This is a genomic window from Arthrobacter sp. FW306-06-A (assembly GCF_021870055.1).
Taxonomy (GTDB): domain Bacteria; phylum Actinomycetota; class Actinomycetes; order Actinomycetales; family Micrococcaceae; genus Arthrobacter.
Genome location: NZ_CP084552.1, coordinates 4,205,839 through 4,222,114, shown reverse-complemented (window position 1 = coordinate 4,222,114; position 16,276 = coordinate 4,205,839). Strand labels below are relative to the sequence as shown.

Sequence of the window (16,276 nt, the reverse complement as noted above, 5' to 3'; positions counted from 1 at the left end):
AAGCGGTGAGGCTGCGGCCCCGGGGTGCCCCCGGAAAGGGGGCTGGGCTAGTCCGAGTACTTCGAGACGTAGTTCAGGGAATCCAGTGCTTCCTTGGTGCCCTTGCCGTTGTTGGGGGAGAGGCTTGCTTCGTCGATGGCGGTTTCCACCTGCTTGCCCCGCGCCTTGGCGAGCCCCAGTTCGGTGGCCTTGGCGCCGTTGGCCACGACGTCGCTGACATAGATGGAGAACCATTTACCGGACCGGACCGCTTCCACGTTGGATACGGACGCGCCGTTGCCGATGAACTTGATGTCACTCTTCCCGGCGGCCGCTGCGGCTCCTGTGATGGCCTGGGATGCGCCGATCACCACGTTGACGTCAGGGGTCGCCTGGGAGACGTTCTGGAACGCCTGCCGGCCGCTGTCCTGCGTGTAGCCGCCTTCCACGCTGGCCACGAGTTTGATCTTCGGATCGGTGGCCAGTTCCGCCTTCACGGCCTCGGTCCGGGCGTTGTCCAGGGGCAGGGACTTGAAGCCTTCAAGGTAGGCCACCTTGCAGGTGTCGCCCGGCACCTGGGCGCAGGCTTCCTTGCCCATTTCGCCGAGCATCTTGCCGTTGCGGGTGGGGAGGTCCACGATGCTGATGGCACCGGGAATCTGCGGCTGGATGGTGTCGAACTTGGGCCCGATGACCGAGAATTCGACCACCACCGTGATGCCCGCCTGCACGGCCTGGGTCAACGGTGCGATGAGGGCCTGGTTGTCATTGGCCTGGACCACGATCACCTCGAATTGCTTGGAGGTGACGGCGTCCTGGATCTGCTGGACCTGGGTCTGGGCGTTGAAGTTGGAGTCCACGAAGGTGGCGCTGGCGTTGTTGGCTTTGGCCGCCTGTTCCACGCCGAGGTACGTGCCCTGGGCAAAGCCGTTGGATTTGGCGAAACCGAAGAATCCAACGTTGAGCTTCTGGTCTGCCTTCGCAGCCACTGCTTCTGCGGTGCTGCTCTGGGCAGGTGGGGTGCAGGCGGAGGTCAGCAGGGCAAGGCTCATAAGGGCCATCGCTGCGGCTGGACGTTTGGTGATTTTCACGGTCAATCCTTTCAATTCGGCGTTTAGTAGCCGTAGTGGGTCTTGGCGAATTCCTCGGTGATAAAGCCGTTGATGATGTCGTACTCAATGTCCTCGCGGGAGCGCTTGGCGACATCGCCGAAACCGCCGCCGCCCCCGACAGCCAGGCGAACCACGTCGCCGGCCTTGATTTTCCGTGCGTTGGCCTTCAGCGTCCGGACCTCATCCTGGCGGCCGGGGTTGATCACCACTTCCGGGCCCTGGGCGTCGGAGCCGCCGAAGAGGCCCCAGGCCGGTGTCTTGGACCTTTCGAACCAGAGACCCACCACGCAGTCGGCCAGGAACTCGTATTCACGGACCACTCCGTTGCCGCCGCGCCACTGCCCGGGGCCGCCGGAGTTGGGGCGGATGGAGTACTCGTTGATCCGCAGCGGGTAACGGGTTTCCATCATTTCGATGGGCAGGTCCTTGAGGGAGCCGTTGACGTTGTTGATCATGGCGGATTCGCCGTCGGTACCCTGCCAGGCGCCCCAGCCGCCCAGGGTGGCTTCCATGCTCACGAAGTTCCGGCCGAAGCGGGGATCGAAGCCGGCGGCGGTGATGATCATCGAGTCGCCGTGGCTCGCGCTGGCCACGCGGTCGGGCATGGCGGGTGCCATGGCCTTGGAGACCAGGTCGATCAGCAGCCCCAGGTGGGAGAAGTACCACTGGCAGGGTGCCGGTGCCACGGCGCCAAGCACGGAGCCGGAGCGGACCTGGGTGGTCAGCGGGCGGAAGGATCCACCGTTGGAGTTGGAGTCCGGGCTGACCAGGAGCTTGTAGCCGACGCGCAGGGCCGAGACGGCCTGGGCTGCGCCGCAGTTGACCGGGCCCATGGTCTGGTCGGCGGAGCCGGTGACGTCGAAGTCCACGGTGTCACCTGCAACGGTGATTTTCAGCCTGATGGGGATGGGGGTGTCCAGGTTGATGCCATCGTTGTCCAGCACGCCTTCGGCTTCGTAGACGCCGTCCGGGATGTTGCGGACGGTTTCGCGCTCGATCTCCTCGGTCTGCCGGAAGATTTCGTCGCGGGCGGCATCGAGTTGGTCCATGCCGTACCGGCCCACCAGTTCCTTCATCCGGGTGGTTCCCATCCGGAGTGCGGCGATCATCGCGTGCATATCCCCGATGGTCTGGTAGGGGAAGCGCACGTTGGTGCGGATCAGGTCCACCACGGAGGTTTCGATGCCGGCCTCCATGAGCTTGACCGGCCCCATGCGGAAGCCTTCCTGGAAGATGTCCGTGGCATCCATGGAGCCGCCCACGTCCTTGGATCCCATGTCCATCCAGTGCGCGCGGGTGGCGGCGAAGCCCACCACCGAGCCGTCGTTGAAGATGGGCGCGAAGATGGTGACGTCGTTCAGGTGGGTTCCGCCGAGGTAGGAGTCGTTGAGGATCCAGACGTCCCCTTCCTGCCAGACTTCGCGGCCGTAGAGTTCCTCCACGGCGATGGAGCAGGTTTCCAAGTTGCCGAGGAACAGGGGGAGGCCGGCGGACTGTCCGAGCACACGGTGTTCGGTGTCCAGCAGGGCCACCACGCAGTCCCCGCCCTCGTAGAGGATCGGTGAGTAGGCGGAGCGGATCAGGGTGGCGTTCATGTCATCCGCGGCGCTGGTGAGCGCGTTGCGGATGATTTCAACGGTTACGGGATCCAGGGTTTTGACTGCGGCGATTGTCATTGGTGGTACCTCAATTTCCTTCTGCGTCTTCGGTGCGGATGACCAGCGAGCCGAACTCGTCCACGGTGACGTTGAACCCTGGCGGCACCACGGTGGTGGCGGTCTGCTCCACGATGATGGCGGGACCCTCAAAGGCGTGCCCGGCGGCCAGGTCGTCGCGGCGCACCACGGTGGTGTCGTGTTCTTCGTGGTCAAAGACCACCCGGCGCACTTCGTGCTTGAACTCCGGGCTCTGTGCCTTTGCGAAGAGCGGTGCCTCCAACCGGCCCAGGTCGCCCACGGCCTGTGTCCGGAGTGCCACGATTTCGATGGGGGCGCCAGGGTTGGAGTGCCCGTAGCGGTCGTGGTACATGGCGGAGAAGCGGGCGGCCAGGTTGGCGACGAAGCCTTCCGATTCGGGTTCGTCGGCGGAGGTCAGGGGAACGTTCAGCGAGAATTCCTGCGACTGGTAGCGCACGTCCACGGAGGCGCTGGTCCCGCGGCTTTCCTCGGGGACACCCTCGGAGACCAGAGACTTCAGGCCCTCCGCTTCCATCCGGCGCAGGACACCGGCCATGTCGGCGACGTCGATGTCTTCATCGAGGAAGAAGTACGGCTCGGAGAAGTCCTTGCGGATGTTGGTCTGCAGCATGCCCCACGCCGAGAACGCGCCGGGGAAGCGGGGAACCACGGTTTCGGGGATCCCGAGCTCCTTGGCGAGGAAGACTGCGTGCATCGGTCCTGCGCCGCCGAAGGCGACGAGGGCAAAGTCGCGCGGTTCGATGCCGCGGGAGATGGTGATGGTCCTGATGGCCTGGGCCATCTGGGAGTTGGCGACGTCGCAGATGCCTTCGGCCATGGCGATCGGGTCCAGGCCCAGCTGGTCGCCCACGGTTTTGAGGGCCGTGATGGCCGCTTCCCGGTCCAGGGCGACCTGGCCGCCGGCGAACCAATCGGGGTCCACACGGCCGAGCACCAGGTTGGCGTCGGTAACGGTTGGTTCGGTGCCGCCGCGGCCGTAGCAGGCCGGGCCCGGGTTGGCGCCGGCGGACCGCGGGCCCACCCGGAGGCCGCCGGCTTCGAGCCATGCCACCGAGCCGCCACCGGCTCCCACGGTGTGGATGTTGACGACGCTCATAAGCATCGGAAGGCCTTCGAGGTGGGCTTCGGTGGACACGTCGGGTTTGCCGTCGACCACCAGGGAGACGTCGAAGGAGGTGCCGCCCATGTCGACGCCGATCAGGTTGCGGTTGCCGGACACGCCGGCCAGTTCGACGTCGCCCATGGCGCCACCCACCGGACCGGACAGCAGCGTCTGCAGGGGACGCTTGCGGGCGGACTCGGCCGTGAGCACGCCGCCGGAGGACTGCATGATGTGCAGCGGGGCCTCCACGCCGCGGTCGGCAAGTTTCTCTTCCAGGTCCAGGAGGTAGTTGCGGACCACGGGGCCCGTGTAGGCCTCGACGACGGCGGAGGACGTGCGCTCGTATTCGCGCCATTCCTTGGCTGCTTCATGCGAAAGGGAGATGGTGAAGTCTTCGCCCAGTTCTTCGAGCAGGATTTCGCGGGCACGAAGTTCGTGGGCCGGGTTCTTGTAGCTGAACAGGAAGGCAACGGCCACGGCGCCGTATCCTTCGTCCAGTGCCCGGCGGGCCGCCTGGCGGACGGCAACTTCGTCGAGCGGCCGGATCTCGTGGCCTTGACCGTCGAGGCGGCCGCCGACGCCGATGACGTCCTTCCGCTCGAGGAGGGGAGCGGGCTTGCGGTACTGGGCGTTGTAGAGCTCCAGTCGGGGGCCGCGGGCGATGTGGTAGGAGTCCTCGACGCCGGCGGTGGCCAGCAGCAGCACGGGAACGCCGCGGCGCTCCAGGAAGGCGTTCAGGCCCTGGGTGGTGCCGTGCACCAGGAATTCGATGTCGGAAAGGTCGGTGACAATCGATTCGAGGCCGGCGATGACGCCCGCGCTCAGGTTGCCCGGTGTGGTGGATGCTTTGGTCGCCTCATAGGTCCCTGCGGCCTGGTCGTACGCCACGATGTCCGTAAACGTTCCGCCGATATCCATCGACACCCTGTAGTTCGGCATGTGTATCTCCTCATGGTTCTGGGGTGGAACTTGGTGTGTGGGAAATCACGTTAGAGAGCAGGGGTTTCGGGTATGGGTGCGTCGTGCACAATCCAGGAGTAAGAAAAAGGGCTTGCTGCCCAAGAGGCCGTCCGGAAGGCCGGTTTTCCAAGGGTTTCAACTGGCCGGGAAAATGGGGGATGGAATTTGCGCGTGATGCTTGACGCGCTCGGTGAGCCACTCTTCGTCCTTCACGGCGGACCGAATTGGGGCGGTGCTGGGCGGGCAGCCGGGCGCCGCGGCGTCCAGGCCCACCAGCAGCGTTATGCCTCCCAGGCGGCGCGGGGAGCCGGACATGGTCGACGCCGGATTCGCCTACCCGGTCAACTGGGCCGGGAGCTCTGGTGGCCATTCCGCTGACGCTGGGGAATACTGCGCTGATTGCCAAGCGTCTCGCGGCAGTTCACGCAGCCGCTGGCGCAGTTGGGGTCCATGGCGAACCTGCTGCAGTCCGGGGTTGCGTCTGCGGAGCGGGTGTTTGAGCTGCTGGATGAGGACGAGGAGTCCGTTGAGCCGGGGCCGTCTGCCGGGCCGCTGTTTGGGCGGAGCGGCTGCTGTTCGAGGACGTGTCGTTCTCGTACTCGCCGGGGAAAACCACGCTGGTGAACCTGATGATGCGGTTCCACGAGCTGGACGCGGCGCGGATAACGTTCGACGACGTGGACGTCACCTCGGTGCCGCGGCGCGAGCTGCGCTCGCGGATCGGGATGGTGCTGCAGGATGGGTGGTTGTTCGGCGGGACCATCCGGGACAACATTGCGCTCGGGCGGCCAGGGGCTACTTCGGAGGAGGTTCTGGAGGCGGCGCGGGCGACGTATGTGGACCGGTTCGTGAAGTCCCTGCCCGAGGGGTACGACCCGGTGCTGGAGGACGAGGGTGGGAACGTGTCCGCGGGGGAGAAGCAGCTGCTGACGATTGCGCGTGCCTTCCTTGCGCGGACGTCGGTGCTGATCCTGGATGAGGCGACCTTTTCGGTGGACACCCGGACCGAAGTGCTGGTGCCGAAGGCAATGAGCGCGCTGCGGTCCGACCGGACTTCCTTTGTGATCGCGCACCGCCTGTCCACGATCCGCGACGCCGACCTCATCCTGGTGATGGAGGCAGGCCAGATCGTGGAGCAGGGGACGCACGCTCACTGCCGGCTGCGGGCGGCGCTTACGCGCGAATGTATGAGGCCCAGTGTGCGGCTCCTGCGGCGGAGGTCTGACGCATACGGAGCTTCGTCTGCCGAAATGCGCTGTCTGTCAGGTTTGAGTCTGAGACGGTTCACCGAGGCAGTGTAGGAATCGGCTTCCGACTCTAACCTGACGCTTTCATCCTTGCTGCCTGACGTCAGGTTTGGGTGTAGTTCAAGTCAACGTAGCGCAGCGTGTGGGCTACATCAGCACGTCCCGTGAGTTATCCCACGCTTCGAATCGTTTGCTCAGAAAATCAAAAGTGATGTACGGGGACTGCATCTCCGCGTCGCTGGAGAAAAACTTTTGCAGTCCCTTGTCCTTCTCAGGATTCCTACAGCCAGGGTGAGCCACCCGGCTTTGCTTCGTGATCCTGAACGTGAGTCCCTGGACTACGCCGAACTTCGTTATTAGATGGACCTCATTATGGGCAGTGAGGCGGTCGACGATGGCTTGGTGTACTGCGTTGATCTTCTGGTCCGTGTCGAAGAGCGCATGCTGTCCATCCACTTCAAGCCACGCCATTCAGGTTTCCGTCTCGATTTGCACAGTTGGCGCAGGAAAGCCCACAGCTTTCGGGGGCGCCTTGCAGGAGGTGACTGACTGCCCGTTGATAGTGCACCGCTGGCGCAACACGTCCAGCGCGGCCAGCGGCGATTACCCGGACCTGGGGCTTCCGTTCTGCTGTAGAAGTTTCCTCAGAGCCAAGCACCGCATTTTCTTAACGGGCAACCCCTCATGGTCCCCCCTGCTCCTCACGTTTGATCAATGCATCCTCATTGTGAACCACGGCTTCAGACCGAATAAGGAACCAACCAGGGTGAACGCCTCGCTCTGATCACCACTCGAACGGTGTGAACCAGGTTCAAGGGGTTACGCATCGTGGCTGGTCAGTGACACGAAGGGATACTTTGCCCCCGGATCGTGTTCAGCCGGTACGGGGATTTGAGTAAGGAGGGCGCGGCGTCAACGCCGTGGTTTCTTTATTACGTTGCGGCTTCCGGAGCCGGTGAACCTGCCTGAAGGCGGCTCAGACTGAGGGCAGTTTCCCTCAGCCGGCTTGGGCGGAAGGGTTTGGTGAGGTAGGCGGCGGCTCCGGCCGCCAGCCCTGAAAGGATGTCGTCTTCCCCTGCTCTGGCTGTGAGGAACAGTAGTGGTGCCGAACTCAGGGCCCGCAACGCTTGCGCGACGTCGTGTCCGTCGTTGTCCGGTAAGCCCAAGTCGAGGGTGATCAGCGACAACGCGGGGCCCGCGGCAGCGCACGCGGCTATGCCCTCAGCCCCGCTCCCGGCAGTCAGCACTGCGAAGCCGGCGCCGGCCAGCACGGCTGTGATCAGTCCACGGATGTCGGGGTCATCCTCGATGACCAAGCAGACGCGCTCTTCTTCCACAAAGCCCCCTGGCTCCCTTTAGTTGTGGCAAGCTTACGGCCGGCAGGACAGCCGCCGCGGAAACAGTCGCCACATCTTCCATGAGTTCCCGGTCATGTGCGGCCTTGGAAGGAAGCTCCCCGCTTGGCATGGGAGGTGGAGAAAGCCCACCGATTGGGGGAACGGCGGGCTTTCAGTTGCTGACGCTACACGCCTCAAATTTAGTCAGCGACTGGATCATTCCGGCCAGGAAAGGGCTAGGTAGTGAGAGTGGACCATGCTGTCTTTGAGTGCACTTGTTGGGATCGTCGCATGGCTTGTCTGGATCTCTCCGCGAGCTGGTGCTCGCCGGAGACCCGGTAAAGATCTGACGCCCACTGAAATTCGGCCACAGCGTCCCGGTAGCGGGCTTCGTCAAAGAGCCGCCGCCCGATGTGGTGTCGTACGTTGGCTTCTTCCACCCTGGTGGAGGCCAGCTGCAGTGCTTCCTCCTGCAGCTGTGCGGCTTCGTACCAGCGGTACTGCCGCTGGAAGACCTGGGCGAGGACCAGCACCAAATCGCTCCGGTCCGGGAAACCAGGCAGCAGCCGGAAGCCTTCTCGGAGAGCCTCGCTCTCGCGGTTGAGCAGCGCCAGGAACCGGACACGATCCAAGGGCGGGCAGCCGTTTGCGAGGGCGTTCTCGAGCGCCGTGCGGTCAACTGCCACGTCGCGGAGCGTGGCAGGGTCAGTACGCCAGAACCCTGAACTATCGTTCACCGTTGCGTGCCCTCCGTAGAACTCGTCACGGAACCAGCAATTAACAGTACGACCTCGACGGTCGACCGTAATTCCTCATGCTCTCATGACGCCCCGGAGGAGGATCAGTGTCAGGGGAGGGTGCTGAATTTTTCGGCGTCGGTTTTGCTGCCTTGGACGATGATTTGGTCATCGTTGTAGAGGACGGTTTGGGCTGTGGTGTGGCCCCAGGTCCCGCCGAGGCGTTTGAACGCGACGATGGTGATGCCGTACTTGTCCCGAAGCCCGAGGATTCCCAGGGGCCTGTCCTGCGCCTCGGCCGGGGGAGTGGTGCGGACCATGACGAAGTCGTCTTCGAACTCGACGTAGTCAAGGATCCCGCCGCGGACCAGGTGCGCGACGCGTTTGCCCATGTCGTGTTCGGGCCTGATGACATGGTCCACGCCGAGCTGGCCGAGGATTTCGGCATGTGGTTCGGAGATGGCTTTGGCCCAGATCTGTGGGCCTTGGAATTTCAGGAGCCGGGAGGTGGTGAGGATGCTGGCCTCGATGTCGGTGCCGATGCCCACCACGGCGCGGTCGAACTCGTGGACGGAGAGTTGCCGGAGGACTTCTTCCTGGGTGGAATCGGCCCTCACGACGTGGGTGAGGCGGCCGTTGAAGGACTGGACGATGCTCTCGTCCGCGTCGATTCCCAACACCTCGGTTCCTTGGGCTTCCAGCTCCAGTGCCAGGGACCCGCCGAAGCGGCCCAGCCCGATCACGGCGACCGAATCTGCTTTGGCGAGCCGTTCGGGGGCGCGGGAGAAGATGATTTTTCTAGCCAATGAGGGGCCTTTCCTTGGGGTATTCGTAAAGAACCGGGCGGGTACGGACCGCGAGGGCCACGCCGAGGGTGACGGGGCCGAGCCGGCCGATGAACATCAGCAGGATCAGCACGATCTGTCCCGCTGGGGGCATGCCCGCGGTGATGCCGGTGGACAGGCCGACGGTCGCGAAAGCGGAGATGACTTCGAACAGGATCTTTTCCTGTCCGAAGTCGGTGATCAGCATCAGGAACATCGTGGAGCTCACGATCAGGGCCAGGGCGAGCAGGACGACCGTGATGGCCTGGCGGTGGACGGCGCGGGAGAGGCGTTTGCCGAAAATGTTTACGGCGGTGTCGCCGCGCAGTTCAGTAGTGAGTATGAAGAGCAGAACAGCGAACGTGGTGATTTTCAGGCCACCAGCGGTGCCTGCGGGCCCGCCGCCGATGAGCATGAGGATGTCCATCCCCAGCCAGGACACGGGGTGCATCTGGCCAATGTCGATACTGTTGAACCCGGCCGTGCGGGTAATGACCGATTGGAAGAACCCCGCCAGAACGCGCTCGGCCGGGTGAAGGGCTCCCAAGGTAGCGGGGTTGGCCCATTCAACGGCTGTCAGGAACACTGTTCCGCTGGTCAAGAGGAAGGCAGTGCCGGCCAGGACGAGTTTGGTGTTCATGCTCCAGTGCACAGGGGTACGGTAACGGCGGCGCAGCTCGAACAGCACGGGAAAGCCCAAGCCGCCGATGATGACCGCGAACGCGATCGGCAGGCAGATCCAGGGGTCCCCGGCGAAGCCGATGAGATTGTCCGAATACAGGGCGAAACCTGCGTTATTGAACGAGGACACGGAGTGGAAGAACCCATGCCAGAGAGCTTTCCCCAAGGGGTAGTCGTAGCCGGCCATGAAGCGGACGGTGAGGATCGCGGTGAGCAGGAGTTCCACTATTGCTGTAATCGTCAGGACGCCGAGCAGAACTCTTGTGATGTCGCCGAAACCGGTGCTTTTGGTTTCGGTCGCTGTCGTCATACGGGAGCGCAGCCCCAACCGGCGGGCCATCAGGACACCCAATAGCGTGCCGAAGGACATCACACCGAACCCACCTATCTGAATCAATGCCAGGATCACGACGTGCCCAAACCCGGACCAGAACACAAGTGTGTCAACGGTGATCAGCCCCGTCACGCACACCGACGAGGTCGCAGTGAACAATGCCTCCAGAATCCCCGCACCACCGGGGCCCTCTTTCGCCACCGGGAGCATCAGCAGACCAGTCCCGGCAGCCACTGCAGCCGCGAAGCCCAACACGATGACCTGCGCCGGATGCTTGGGGGAGAGGCCCTGCGCTGCATCGTTCGCTACCGACGACAAAGTTCGCAGTGTTACTGAAACGATCCCGGACAGAGCGGAAATTCTTCGCCTCACAGCGGGCACGAAACGCATAGCGGTCACGCTACCACCGGCCACAGGTCAGTTCAGGACAGGCATCCTTGAAAGCCGTACTCGGGGCTGCGCAGCATCGCCCCGATGCGGGCCCGGCTCATGCTGCCGAAGGGTTTGCCCAAATAGTCGTCAGCACCGGCAGCGAGGCCCACGAGAACGTCCTCCACAGACGCAAGTTTGGTGATTACCATCAGGTACGCATCGCTGAAAGTACACGGATCCGTCGTGCAGCTTCAATGCCATCGAAGCCGGGCAGATCGAGGTCGAAAAGGCGCCTTCTGTTCTCACCACGGCTGTGCGGGAATGGGGAAAGTGAAGGAGTTACCTGGACTGTCGTTGCCCACACTGCACGCCGGTACGTAACGGCTTGCTGAATAAAGGTAAGGACAAGCAGACACACAGCTGGCGGTACTGCAGGTTAGTGGGCCGCTTCATACTGGGCCAGAAGATCTGCTCCTACCCGGCCGCGGTTGTTGACGTTAATCCCTTGTTCCTGCGCCCACGCCCGGACCTGGGCTGTGGTGGGGCCGCTGGTCCGGGCTGGTGTTCGCTTGGCCGTGCCGCTGTTGCGCTGCTTCCTGCCGGCCATGATGTAGGGCTCCAGGATGGACCTTAGCTCAGCTGCGTGGATGGCGTTGAGGTCGATCTCGTACGTGGTGTCGTCGAGCTGGAAGCTCACGGTCTCCACAGCCTCTGTGCCGTCAAGGTCGTCTTCAAGGACTGTGATCAGTTTTGTAGCCATCCGAAGGAGACTACCAGCGCTAGAGCGGAGAGCAGGAAGAGGAGCTCCCACGTCGGGAATCGCCCGTGACAGAGTGCAGTTTTACTGGCGGCCAAGAGTGCCCTACAGCCACTTACGGTGCTTGAAGGACAGGTAAAGGACAATGCCCATCACCAGCATGAGTGCCAGTGCAAAGGGGTCGCCAAGGACCCAGTCTAATTCGGGCATGTAATTGAAGTTCATGCCGTAAACGGTGCCGACGAGGGTGGGGGCGAACAGGATCGCGGCCCAAGAGGAGATCTTTTTGACTTCCTCGTTCTGGGCGAGGCTGGACTCTGTGAGGTGGCGCATCTCTTCGTTTTGCCGCTGGCCCACCAGCGCTGCATTAACGGTCAGGGCATTCTGCAGTAGGGCCCGGAACCCGTCGACTCGTTCCACCAGTCGCAGGACGTGGTCGTGAACGTCCCGGAGTCGTCGCTGCAGCTCTAAGTCCAGGGCGTACTTGTCGATCCGCGGAGCAGGGCTTCGAGCATTCCGCGCAGCGGGTGGGTGGCCCGCTGGAATTCTATGACTTCACGGGACAGTTCATAGATGCGGCGGGTGACGTCGGGGTTTGAGCCGAACAGCTCGTCCTCAATCTCGTCTATGTCGTTCTCCAGGCCGGCCACGACGGGTTCGTACTGGTCCACGACTTCGTCCAGGATCGCGTACAACACTGCCTGAGGTCCCAGGGTCAGGAGCTCCGGATCAGTCTCGAGCCGCTGACGGACGCGCTTCAGGTCCGGAGACTCGGCATGGCGGATGGTCACGGCAAAGTCAGGGCCAATGAAGACGTGCAGTTCACCGAATTCGACCTTTTCAACCTCATCGAGGTACCTCGCTGGCCGCAGGACAGTGAAAAGGGTTTCACCATAGCGTTCCAGCTTGGACCGCTGGTGCCCGTGCAGGGCGTCCTCGACAGCAAGCTCATGAAGGCTGAACTCTGCGGCGACTGACTGAATTTCCGCTGGCTCCGGCCGGTACAAACCGATCCACGCCATACCGCGCCGTTCACGCATCACCTCATACGTCTCGTCCAGGTTCCGCGGGTTATCAGTCCTGTGTCCGTTGACGTAAACGGCGTTATCCACCATCGTCATGATTGAAGCCTTCCTCGGGGGAATCTGCGGGTGGTCCATTGCCGAACCGCTGGCAGCAGCCGACCACCGGTGAAAATACCCGTAACGCACAAAGTTGCCCGTTCACTGTACCGGGCGGGGGATGGCGCTGCCCCGATGATGAGCCGTTCCTCAGGCAGACGGTAGAGGCCGAGCCCGGCTGAGAGGGTGAGGGCTGAGGGCTGAGGCGACTGTGTGGGTGCCGATGCGGCCGCTGAACATAAGCAGCAGCAGCATGATGCCGGAAACGACTGCGGCAATGCCCAGCAGTGCAACTGTCCTCATCCTGCCATCGCGGCCCTGCTGCCCGGCGAGGTCAGAAGCTTCGAGTCACTTGTCTCCTCGCCGGATCAGCGTGCAGACGGGAAGGGTCAGAATCCAGACAATCCCGGCCAACGTCAGAAGGATGGTGAAGGCGGCGAGCTGCCCAATAAACATCAAAGCAGCCACTGCCAACGTTCCCGCGTATGTCAGCGCGAAGGAAAGCGTTGCAGGATCAAACATCAAAAGCCGTCTCCGGAAATAGTTGGGGAGGTAAGGAGGTGCCGGGAGGGGGAAACACATTCCCGGTCCCGGCAATTATCTCCTGGGACAAGCGGAGGCAGTCGCCGGTGGACTCGCGTAACGGCCGTACCGGCGCAGCTGCCTCCGTACCTCCGGCTAATGACGGTCCTTCAGGAGGTCCTGATCTTATGCGGTTGAACGTGCTCAGCCGCCGGGGCCAAGGGGTGGCTGCCCGGCCTAATAACAACTGCAAGCTAAGACGCTTCAGGCCCGTCCAGCGGCGAGCATCCCCTTTATCCTGATCGACGACAGGTTTGCGTCAGCCGTAAGGCTCAGCACGTGGCGCTCTCGACCCCTCGATCCGTCGGCGTGTATCTTTCCTCAGTCCGGCTGGTTGTGGTTGCACTGTTACCGACCGGCGGCGGGACGGCGTTAGGACTGGGACCCGCCTGTACCGGCTGGACCAGCAGCGGCACCGGTGCCAGTTCCGGCTGCTGCGTCTCCTCTGCTGACCAGTATTTTCCGGGACGCCGTCCCTGCGTTTTCCGGCAGCGGGATGCGGACCTCGAGGATCCCGTCATCGTAGGTCGCACGGATGTCACTCTCGTTGACGGGTCCTGGCAGGCCTACGGTGCGGGAGAAGGTGCCGTACCTGAACTCAGAGCGGTATCCGTCCTTGTCCTTGTGTTCGGACTTCTCCTCATTGCGTACGTTGATCCGCAGGTCGTTGCCGACAAGCTCAATGTCGACGTCGTTCTGAGGATCGATTCCCGGGACCTCGGCCCTGACCACCATGGACCCGGCGTCACGGTATTCCTCAACCCGAAGCCAGGAAGCCATGTCCCCTTCCAGGAACCGGCGAAAGGGTTCAGTGATGTCAGCGCCACCCCAGCGCATTATGTTGGCCATCGCGGCCACCTCCTTCTCTTCTGCCCGGTCCCACGGCAACCGTACAACCGGCGCCGGGACCCCATTTGACACCAGTATGCCCATGAAGCCCCTGATGATCAGGGCTTCCTGCGGACCTGCTAGAGTTCCGCGGCAGGTCCGTCCAAGCCGCGCGGACCCTCACGGAACATGTGCTCGAAAGCCATTTCATCGGCCGTCAGGACCAGCAGATCCAGGAGCTCGGCCTCACACAGCCCTGAGGCCTCGCTGACTTCCGCCAGGGACGAGGTCCCGCTGGCGAGCAAAGCCGAGGCCGATCCCCGCAACGCCGCATACGCGGCGTCCAGGGTAGCCTCCGCGGTCCCGATCACTGTTGCCAGAGACCGCAGCAGGTCAAGTTCTGCGCTCATTGCTGCTCCTCCCGCGCGTTCAGGAATTGCTGCCCGTCCTGGATCTACTCCCTGGCTCGGCCGGCGAGAGCGTAGGAACGACTTTCCTCGTCCTTGCCCGTGCGCAGGACCTTCAGCGCACCGGCCCACGCGATGACCTGGTCAAGCAGGGTCTGCAGGTTCTTCTCGGCACCCTCTGACGGCGTGAAGGTCCGGTAGTTTTCAAACTCAGTGGCCAGGGGCAGGGCGACCTGGGCGCGGACGTCCGCCAGGTGCAGCTCCCCGGCAATGGCCCGCAGGTGCTCTGCCGCGCGGGTACCGCCGGCGCTGCCGTAGCTGACGAAGCCGGCGGACTTGTTGTTCCATTCCCTGTATAGGTAGTCAAGGGCGTTCTTCAACGCCCCGGGAATCGAATGGTTGTACTCACCGGTGACAAAGATGTAGCCATCGAAAGCGGCGACCGCGTCGGACCAGGCCTTGGTGTGCCCATGGCTGTTCATCCCGGTGGAGGGCGGCAGCGGCTCATCCAGCAGCGGCAGATTGAAGTCGGCCACGTCCAGGACCTCGAACGCCGCGTCCCCGCGCTCCTGCGCCCGTGCCTGCACCCAATCGGCCACAGCCCTTCCCAGCCGCCCCGGTCGCGTGCTCCCCAGCACGATGGCTATACGAATCATGACGGAACTCCTTTCCGATGCCTCCTTGGTCCGCCAAATAAACAATCCCGACCCCGAAAATCTTCCAGCCTTCCATCACGATTTTCCAGGTATAACAGGGCAATCGCAGGGTATAAGGCGCGGCGTTGCCAGGTCTCGTTGACTTTATGGAAGTTCAGGATGGTGTCGAGTCGAACACGGACCACTGCTTAAGGGAAGGATGCCTGAGCCCTGATCCCGCCTGCACGCCGTTAGGCGCAGTGGCGCTTTTGATTGAACCCAACCGCCCACGAGGCAAGGCTACAGCTAAGGCATCCTTCCCGGCTGTTAGGCACTAATTTGCTGCTGTGCGCCTGCTCCGGACGTGACTTCAATCTTCCGCGGCTGGGCCTTCTCCGCCACCGGAATGCGGACCGTGAGGACGCCACTATCGTAAGCTGCCTTCACCTTGCCTGTATCGAGCGCTTCGCCCAGAATCAGCTGTCGGCTAAAGACACCGCGCGGGCGCTCAGCAGCGAGCAATTCGGCACCTTCACCAAGATTGTCCTTTCGCTCGGCCCGGATGGTCAGAACGTTTTGCTCAACCTTCACATCCAGCGATCCCGTATCGACGCCGGGCAAATCCACCGCGACCACGAACTCCTTGCCGTCGCGCCAGGCATCCAATGCCATCGCCGCTGGGCGCGCCGCAGTGCCGAGCACCTGCTGCGTCAACCGGTCGAACTGGCGGAACGGATCACTCATCATCAACATGACATACCTCCTTTGATCAATAAATGACCGGACATATCTATGTCGGCTGATATAGATTTTCTATCACTGAGGTTTGAGACTTGCAAGACCGGTTCGTCAGTAAAAGCACCACATGCAAGCCGCCTCCTGAAATGTGGCGTTAGTTCCGGAATCCTTCCGTCCCATCGTCGACCGCGAGCCGGACGTGCTGGGCCGAAAGACCCAATGGGGTAAAGGCGGCCTCATCACGCTCTGCCATGTCACTGGAATACGACCCGTTCCCCTGGATGTTTCCTCATGTATAAGACCGGGGCGCCTTCACCGGCCGGCAGCCTTCGTTCGGCGCGGCAGCCTGAGGACAAAGCGCGGCCTGCGCCGGACAGCGGGAGGCAAGGTACCCACTTCGTTGTCGCTGATGCTGCATTGGACCTGGGTTGTTGTCATCCTCACAATGGAATCCCTGGCCACAAATCGGCGCCCCTCCTTAGTTGTCACAACGATGCCGTGCAGAATACTCCCCGTTGCGTCGTCCAAAACCTTGTCCACTGCTCCGAAACGCAGCCCGGAGGCGGAGAGGACCGGCGTTCCTTTTCTCAATGCCGTATAGGCAATCGGTGTTCCTTCCCCACTCACCATGCACTCCCTTACCTGACGGAGCCACCCACGGCGGCGCCCTTACTGCGAACTTGCACCAATAGGAGGTTCGCCACGACAAGGCATAGCCCTGCCCATGACTTGCCCGACGGACGACCTAGAAAAGACCGGGCGGTCACCGGAAGGAAGTTTTCCTGCCAGCAGCTGTAGAACAGGCGCCTTACTGCCTTTGGAAGCG

General features: G+C 62.8%; 15 protein-coding genes and 2 pseudogenes. 1 reads left to right on the top strand and 16 read right to left on the bottom strand.

What is annotated here, in order from left to right; all coding sequences use genetic code 11:
* Positions 1-47: 47 nt before the first annotated feature.
* The 3 genes from LFT49_RS19750 to LFT49_RS19740 are packed head-to-tail and all read right to left on the bottom strand — an operon-like array spanning position 48 to position 4,829.
* Positions 48-1,070, bottom strand: a complete 1,023-nt coding sequence (locus LFT49_RS19750; RefSeq protein WP_175316919.1) for a sugar ABC transporter substrate-binding protein — start codon at positions 1,068-1,070, stop codon at positions 48-50.
* 23 nt (positions 1,071-1,093) lie between these two features.
* Positions 1,094-2,767, bottom strand: coding sequence for a hydantoinase B/oxoprolinase family protein (locus tag LFT49_RS19745; protein WP_175316918.1), 1,674 nt, complete (start codon positions 2,765-2,767; stop codon positions 1,094-1,096).
* 10 nt (positions 2,768-2,777) lie between these two features.
* On the bottom strand, positions 2,778-4,829 hold the full coding sequence (locus LFT49_RS19740) for a hydantoinase/oxoprolinase family protein (RefSeq protein WP_237429161.1): 2,052 nt from the start codon (positions 4,827-4,829) through the stop codon (positions 2,778-2,780).
* 432 nt (positions 4,830-5,261) lie between these two features.
* Between LFT49_RS19740 and LFT49_RS19735 the strand changes: the two are divergent.
* Positions 5,262-6,075: pseudogene (locus LFT49_RS19735) on the top strand (ABC transporter ATP-binding protein); the annotation flags it as partial.
* A 169-nt stretch (positions 6,076-6,244) separates the two neighbouring features.
* On the opposite strand, the gene LFT49_RS19730 reads toward LFT49_RS19735, so the two are convergent.
* From LFT49_RS19730 to LFT49_RS19670, 13 genes and pseudogenes are all read right to left on the bottom strand, one after another.
* Positions 6,245-6,568: a hypothetical protein gene (locus tag LFT49_RS19730; RefSeq protein WP_237429160.1), complete on the bottom strand. Its 324-nt coding sequence runs from the start codon at positions 6,566-6,568 to the stop codon at positions 6,245-6,247.
* A 461-nt stretch (positions 6,569-7,029) separates the two neighbouring features.
* The gene (locus LFT49_RS19725; protein ID WP_237429159.1) at positions 7,030-7,434 is read right to left on the bottom strand and encodes a response regulator transcription factor; all 405 of its coding nucleotides are present in this window, start codon (positions 7,432-7,434) and stop codon (positions 7,030-7,032) included.
* Between the two features lie 236 nt (positions 7,435-7,670).
* A complete protein-coding gene (locus LFT49_RS19720; protein ID WP_236803087.1) occupies positions 7,671-8,171 on the bottom strand; it encodes a tetratricopeptide repeat protein in 501 nt (166 codons plus the stop codon).
* Between the two features lie 110 nt (positions 8,172-8,281).
* A complete protein-coding gene (locus LFT49_RS19715) occupies positions 8,282-8,977 on the bottom strand; it encodes a potassium channel family protein (RefSeq protein ID WP_236803088.1) in 696 nt (231 codons plus the stop codon).
* Complete coding sequence (locus tag LFT49_RS19710; RefSeq protein WP_236803089.1) at positions 8,970-10,400, bottom strand: TrkH family potassium uptake protein; 1,431 nt, start codon at positions 10,398-10,400, stop codon at positions 8,970-8,972. The genes LFT49_RS19715 and LFT49_RS19710 overlap by 8 nt, the downstream gene beginning before the upstream one ends.
* A gap of 32 nt (positions 10,401-10,432) precedes the next feature.
* Entirely contained in the window at positions 10,433-10,591 is a 159-nt protein-coding gene (locus LFT49_RS19705; protein ID WP_236803090.1) for a hypothetical protein, read from the bottom strand.
* Between the two features lie 227 nt (positions 10,592-10,818).
* On the bottom strand, positions 10,819-11,142 hold the full coding sequence (locus tag LFT49_RS19700) for a histone-like nucleoid-structuring protein Lsr2 (RefSeq protein WP_236803091.1): 324 nt from the start codon (positions 11,140-11,142) through the stop codon (positions 10,819-10,821).
* 102 nt (positions 11,143-11,244) lie between these two features.
* Positions 11,245-12,260 (bottom strand): annotated as a pseudogene (locus LFT49_RS19695) (magnesium and cobalt transport protein CorA).
* Positions 12,261-12,608: 348 nt separating this feature from the next.
* Entirely contained in the window at positions 12,609-12,782 is a 174-nt protein-coding gene (locus LFT49_RS19690; RefSeq protein ID WP_236803092.1) for a hypothetical protein, read from the bottom strand.
* A gap of 432 nt (positions 12,783-13,214) precedes the next feature.
* Entirely contained in the window at positions 13,215-13,691 is a 477-nt protein-coding gene (locus LFT49_RS19685) for an Hsp20/alpha crystallin family protein (protein WP_236803093.1), read from the bottom strand.
* A 119-nt stretch (positions 13,692-13,810) separates the two neighbouring features.
* Entirely contained in the window at positions 13,811-14,080 is a 270-nt protein-coding gene (locus tag LFT49_RS19680; protein WP_236803094.1) for a hypothetical protein, read from the bottom strand.
* Between the two features lie 44 nt (positions 14,081-14,124).
* Complete coding sequence (locus LFT49_RS19675; protein WP_236803095.1) at positions 14,125-14,733, bottom strand: NADPH-dependent FMN reductase; 609 nt, start codon at positions 14,731-14,733, stop codon at positions 14,125-14,127.
* A gap of 306 nt (positions 14,734-15,039) precedes the next feature.
* Positions 15,040-15,465 carry an Hsp20/alpha crystallin family protein gene (locus LFT49_RS19670; protein WP_236803096.1) on the bottom strand — a complete coding sequence of 142 codons (426 nt, stop codon included), beginning with the start codon at positions 15,463-15,465 and terminating at the stop codon, positions 15,040-15,042.
* Positions 15,466-16,276: the final 811 nt, after the last annotated feature.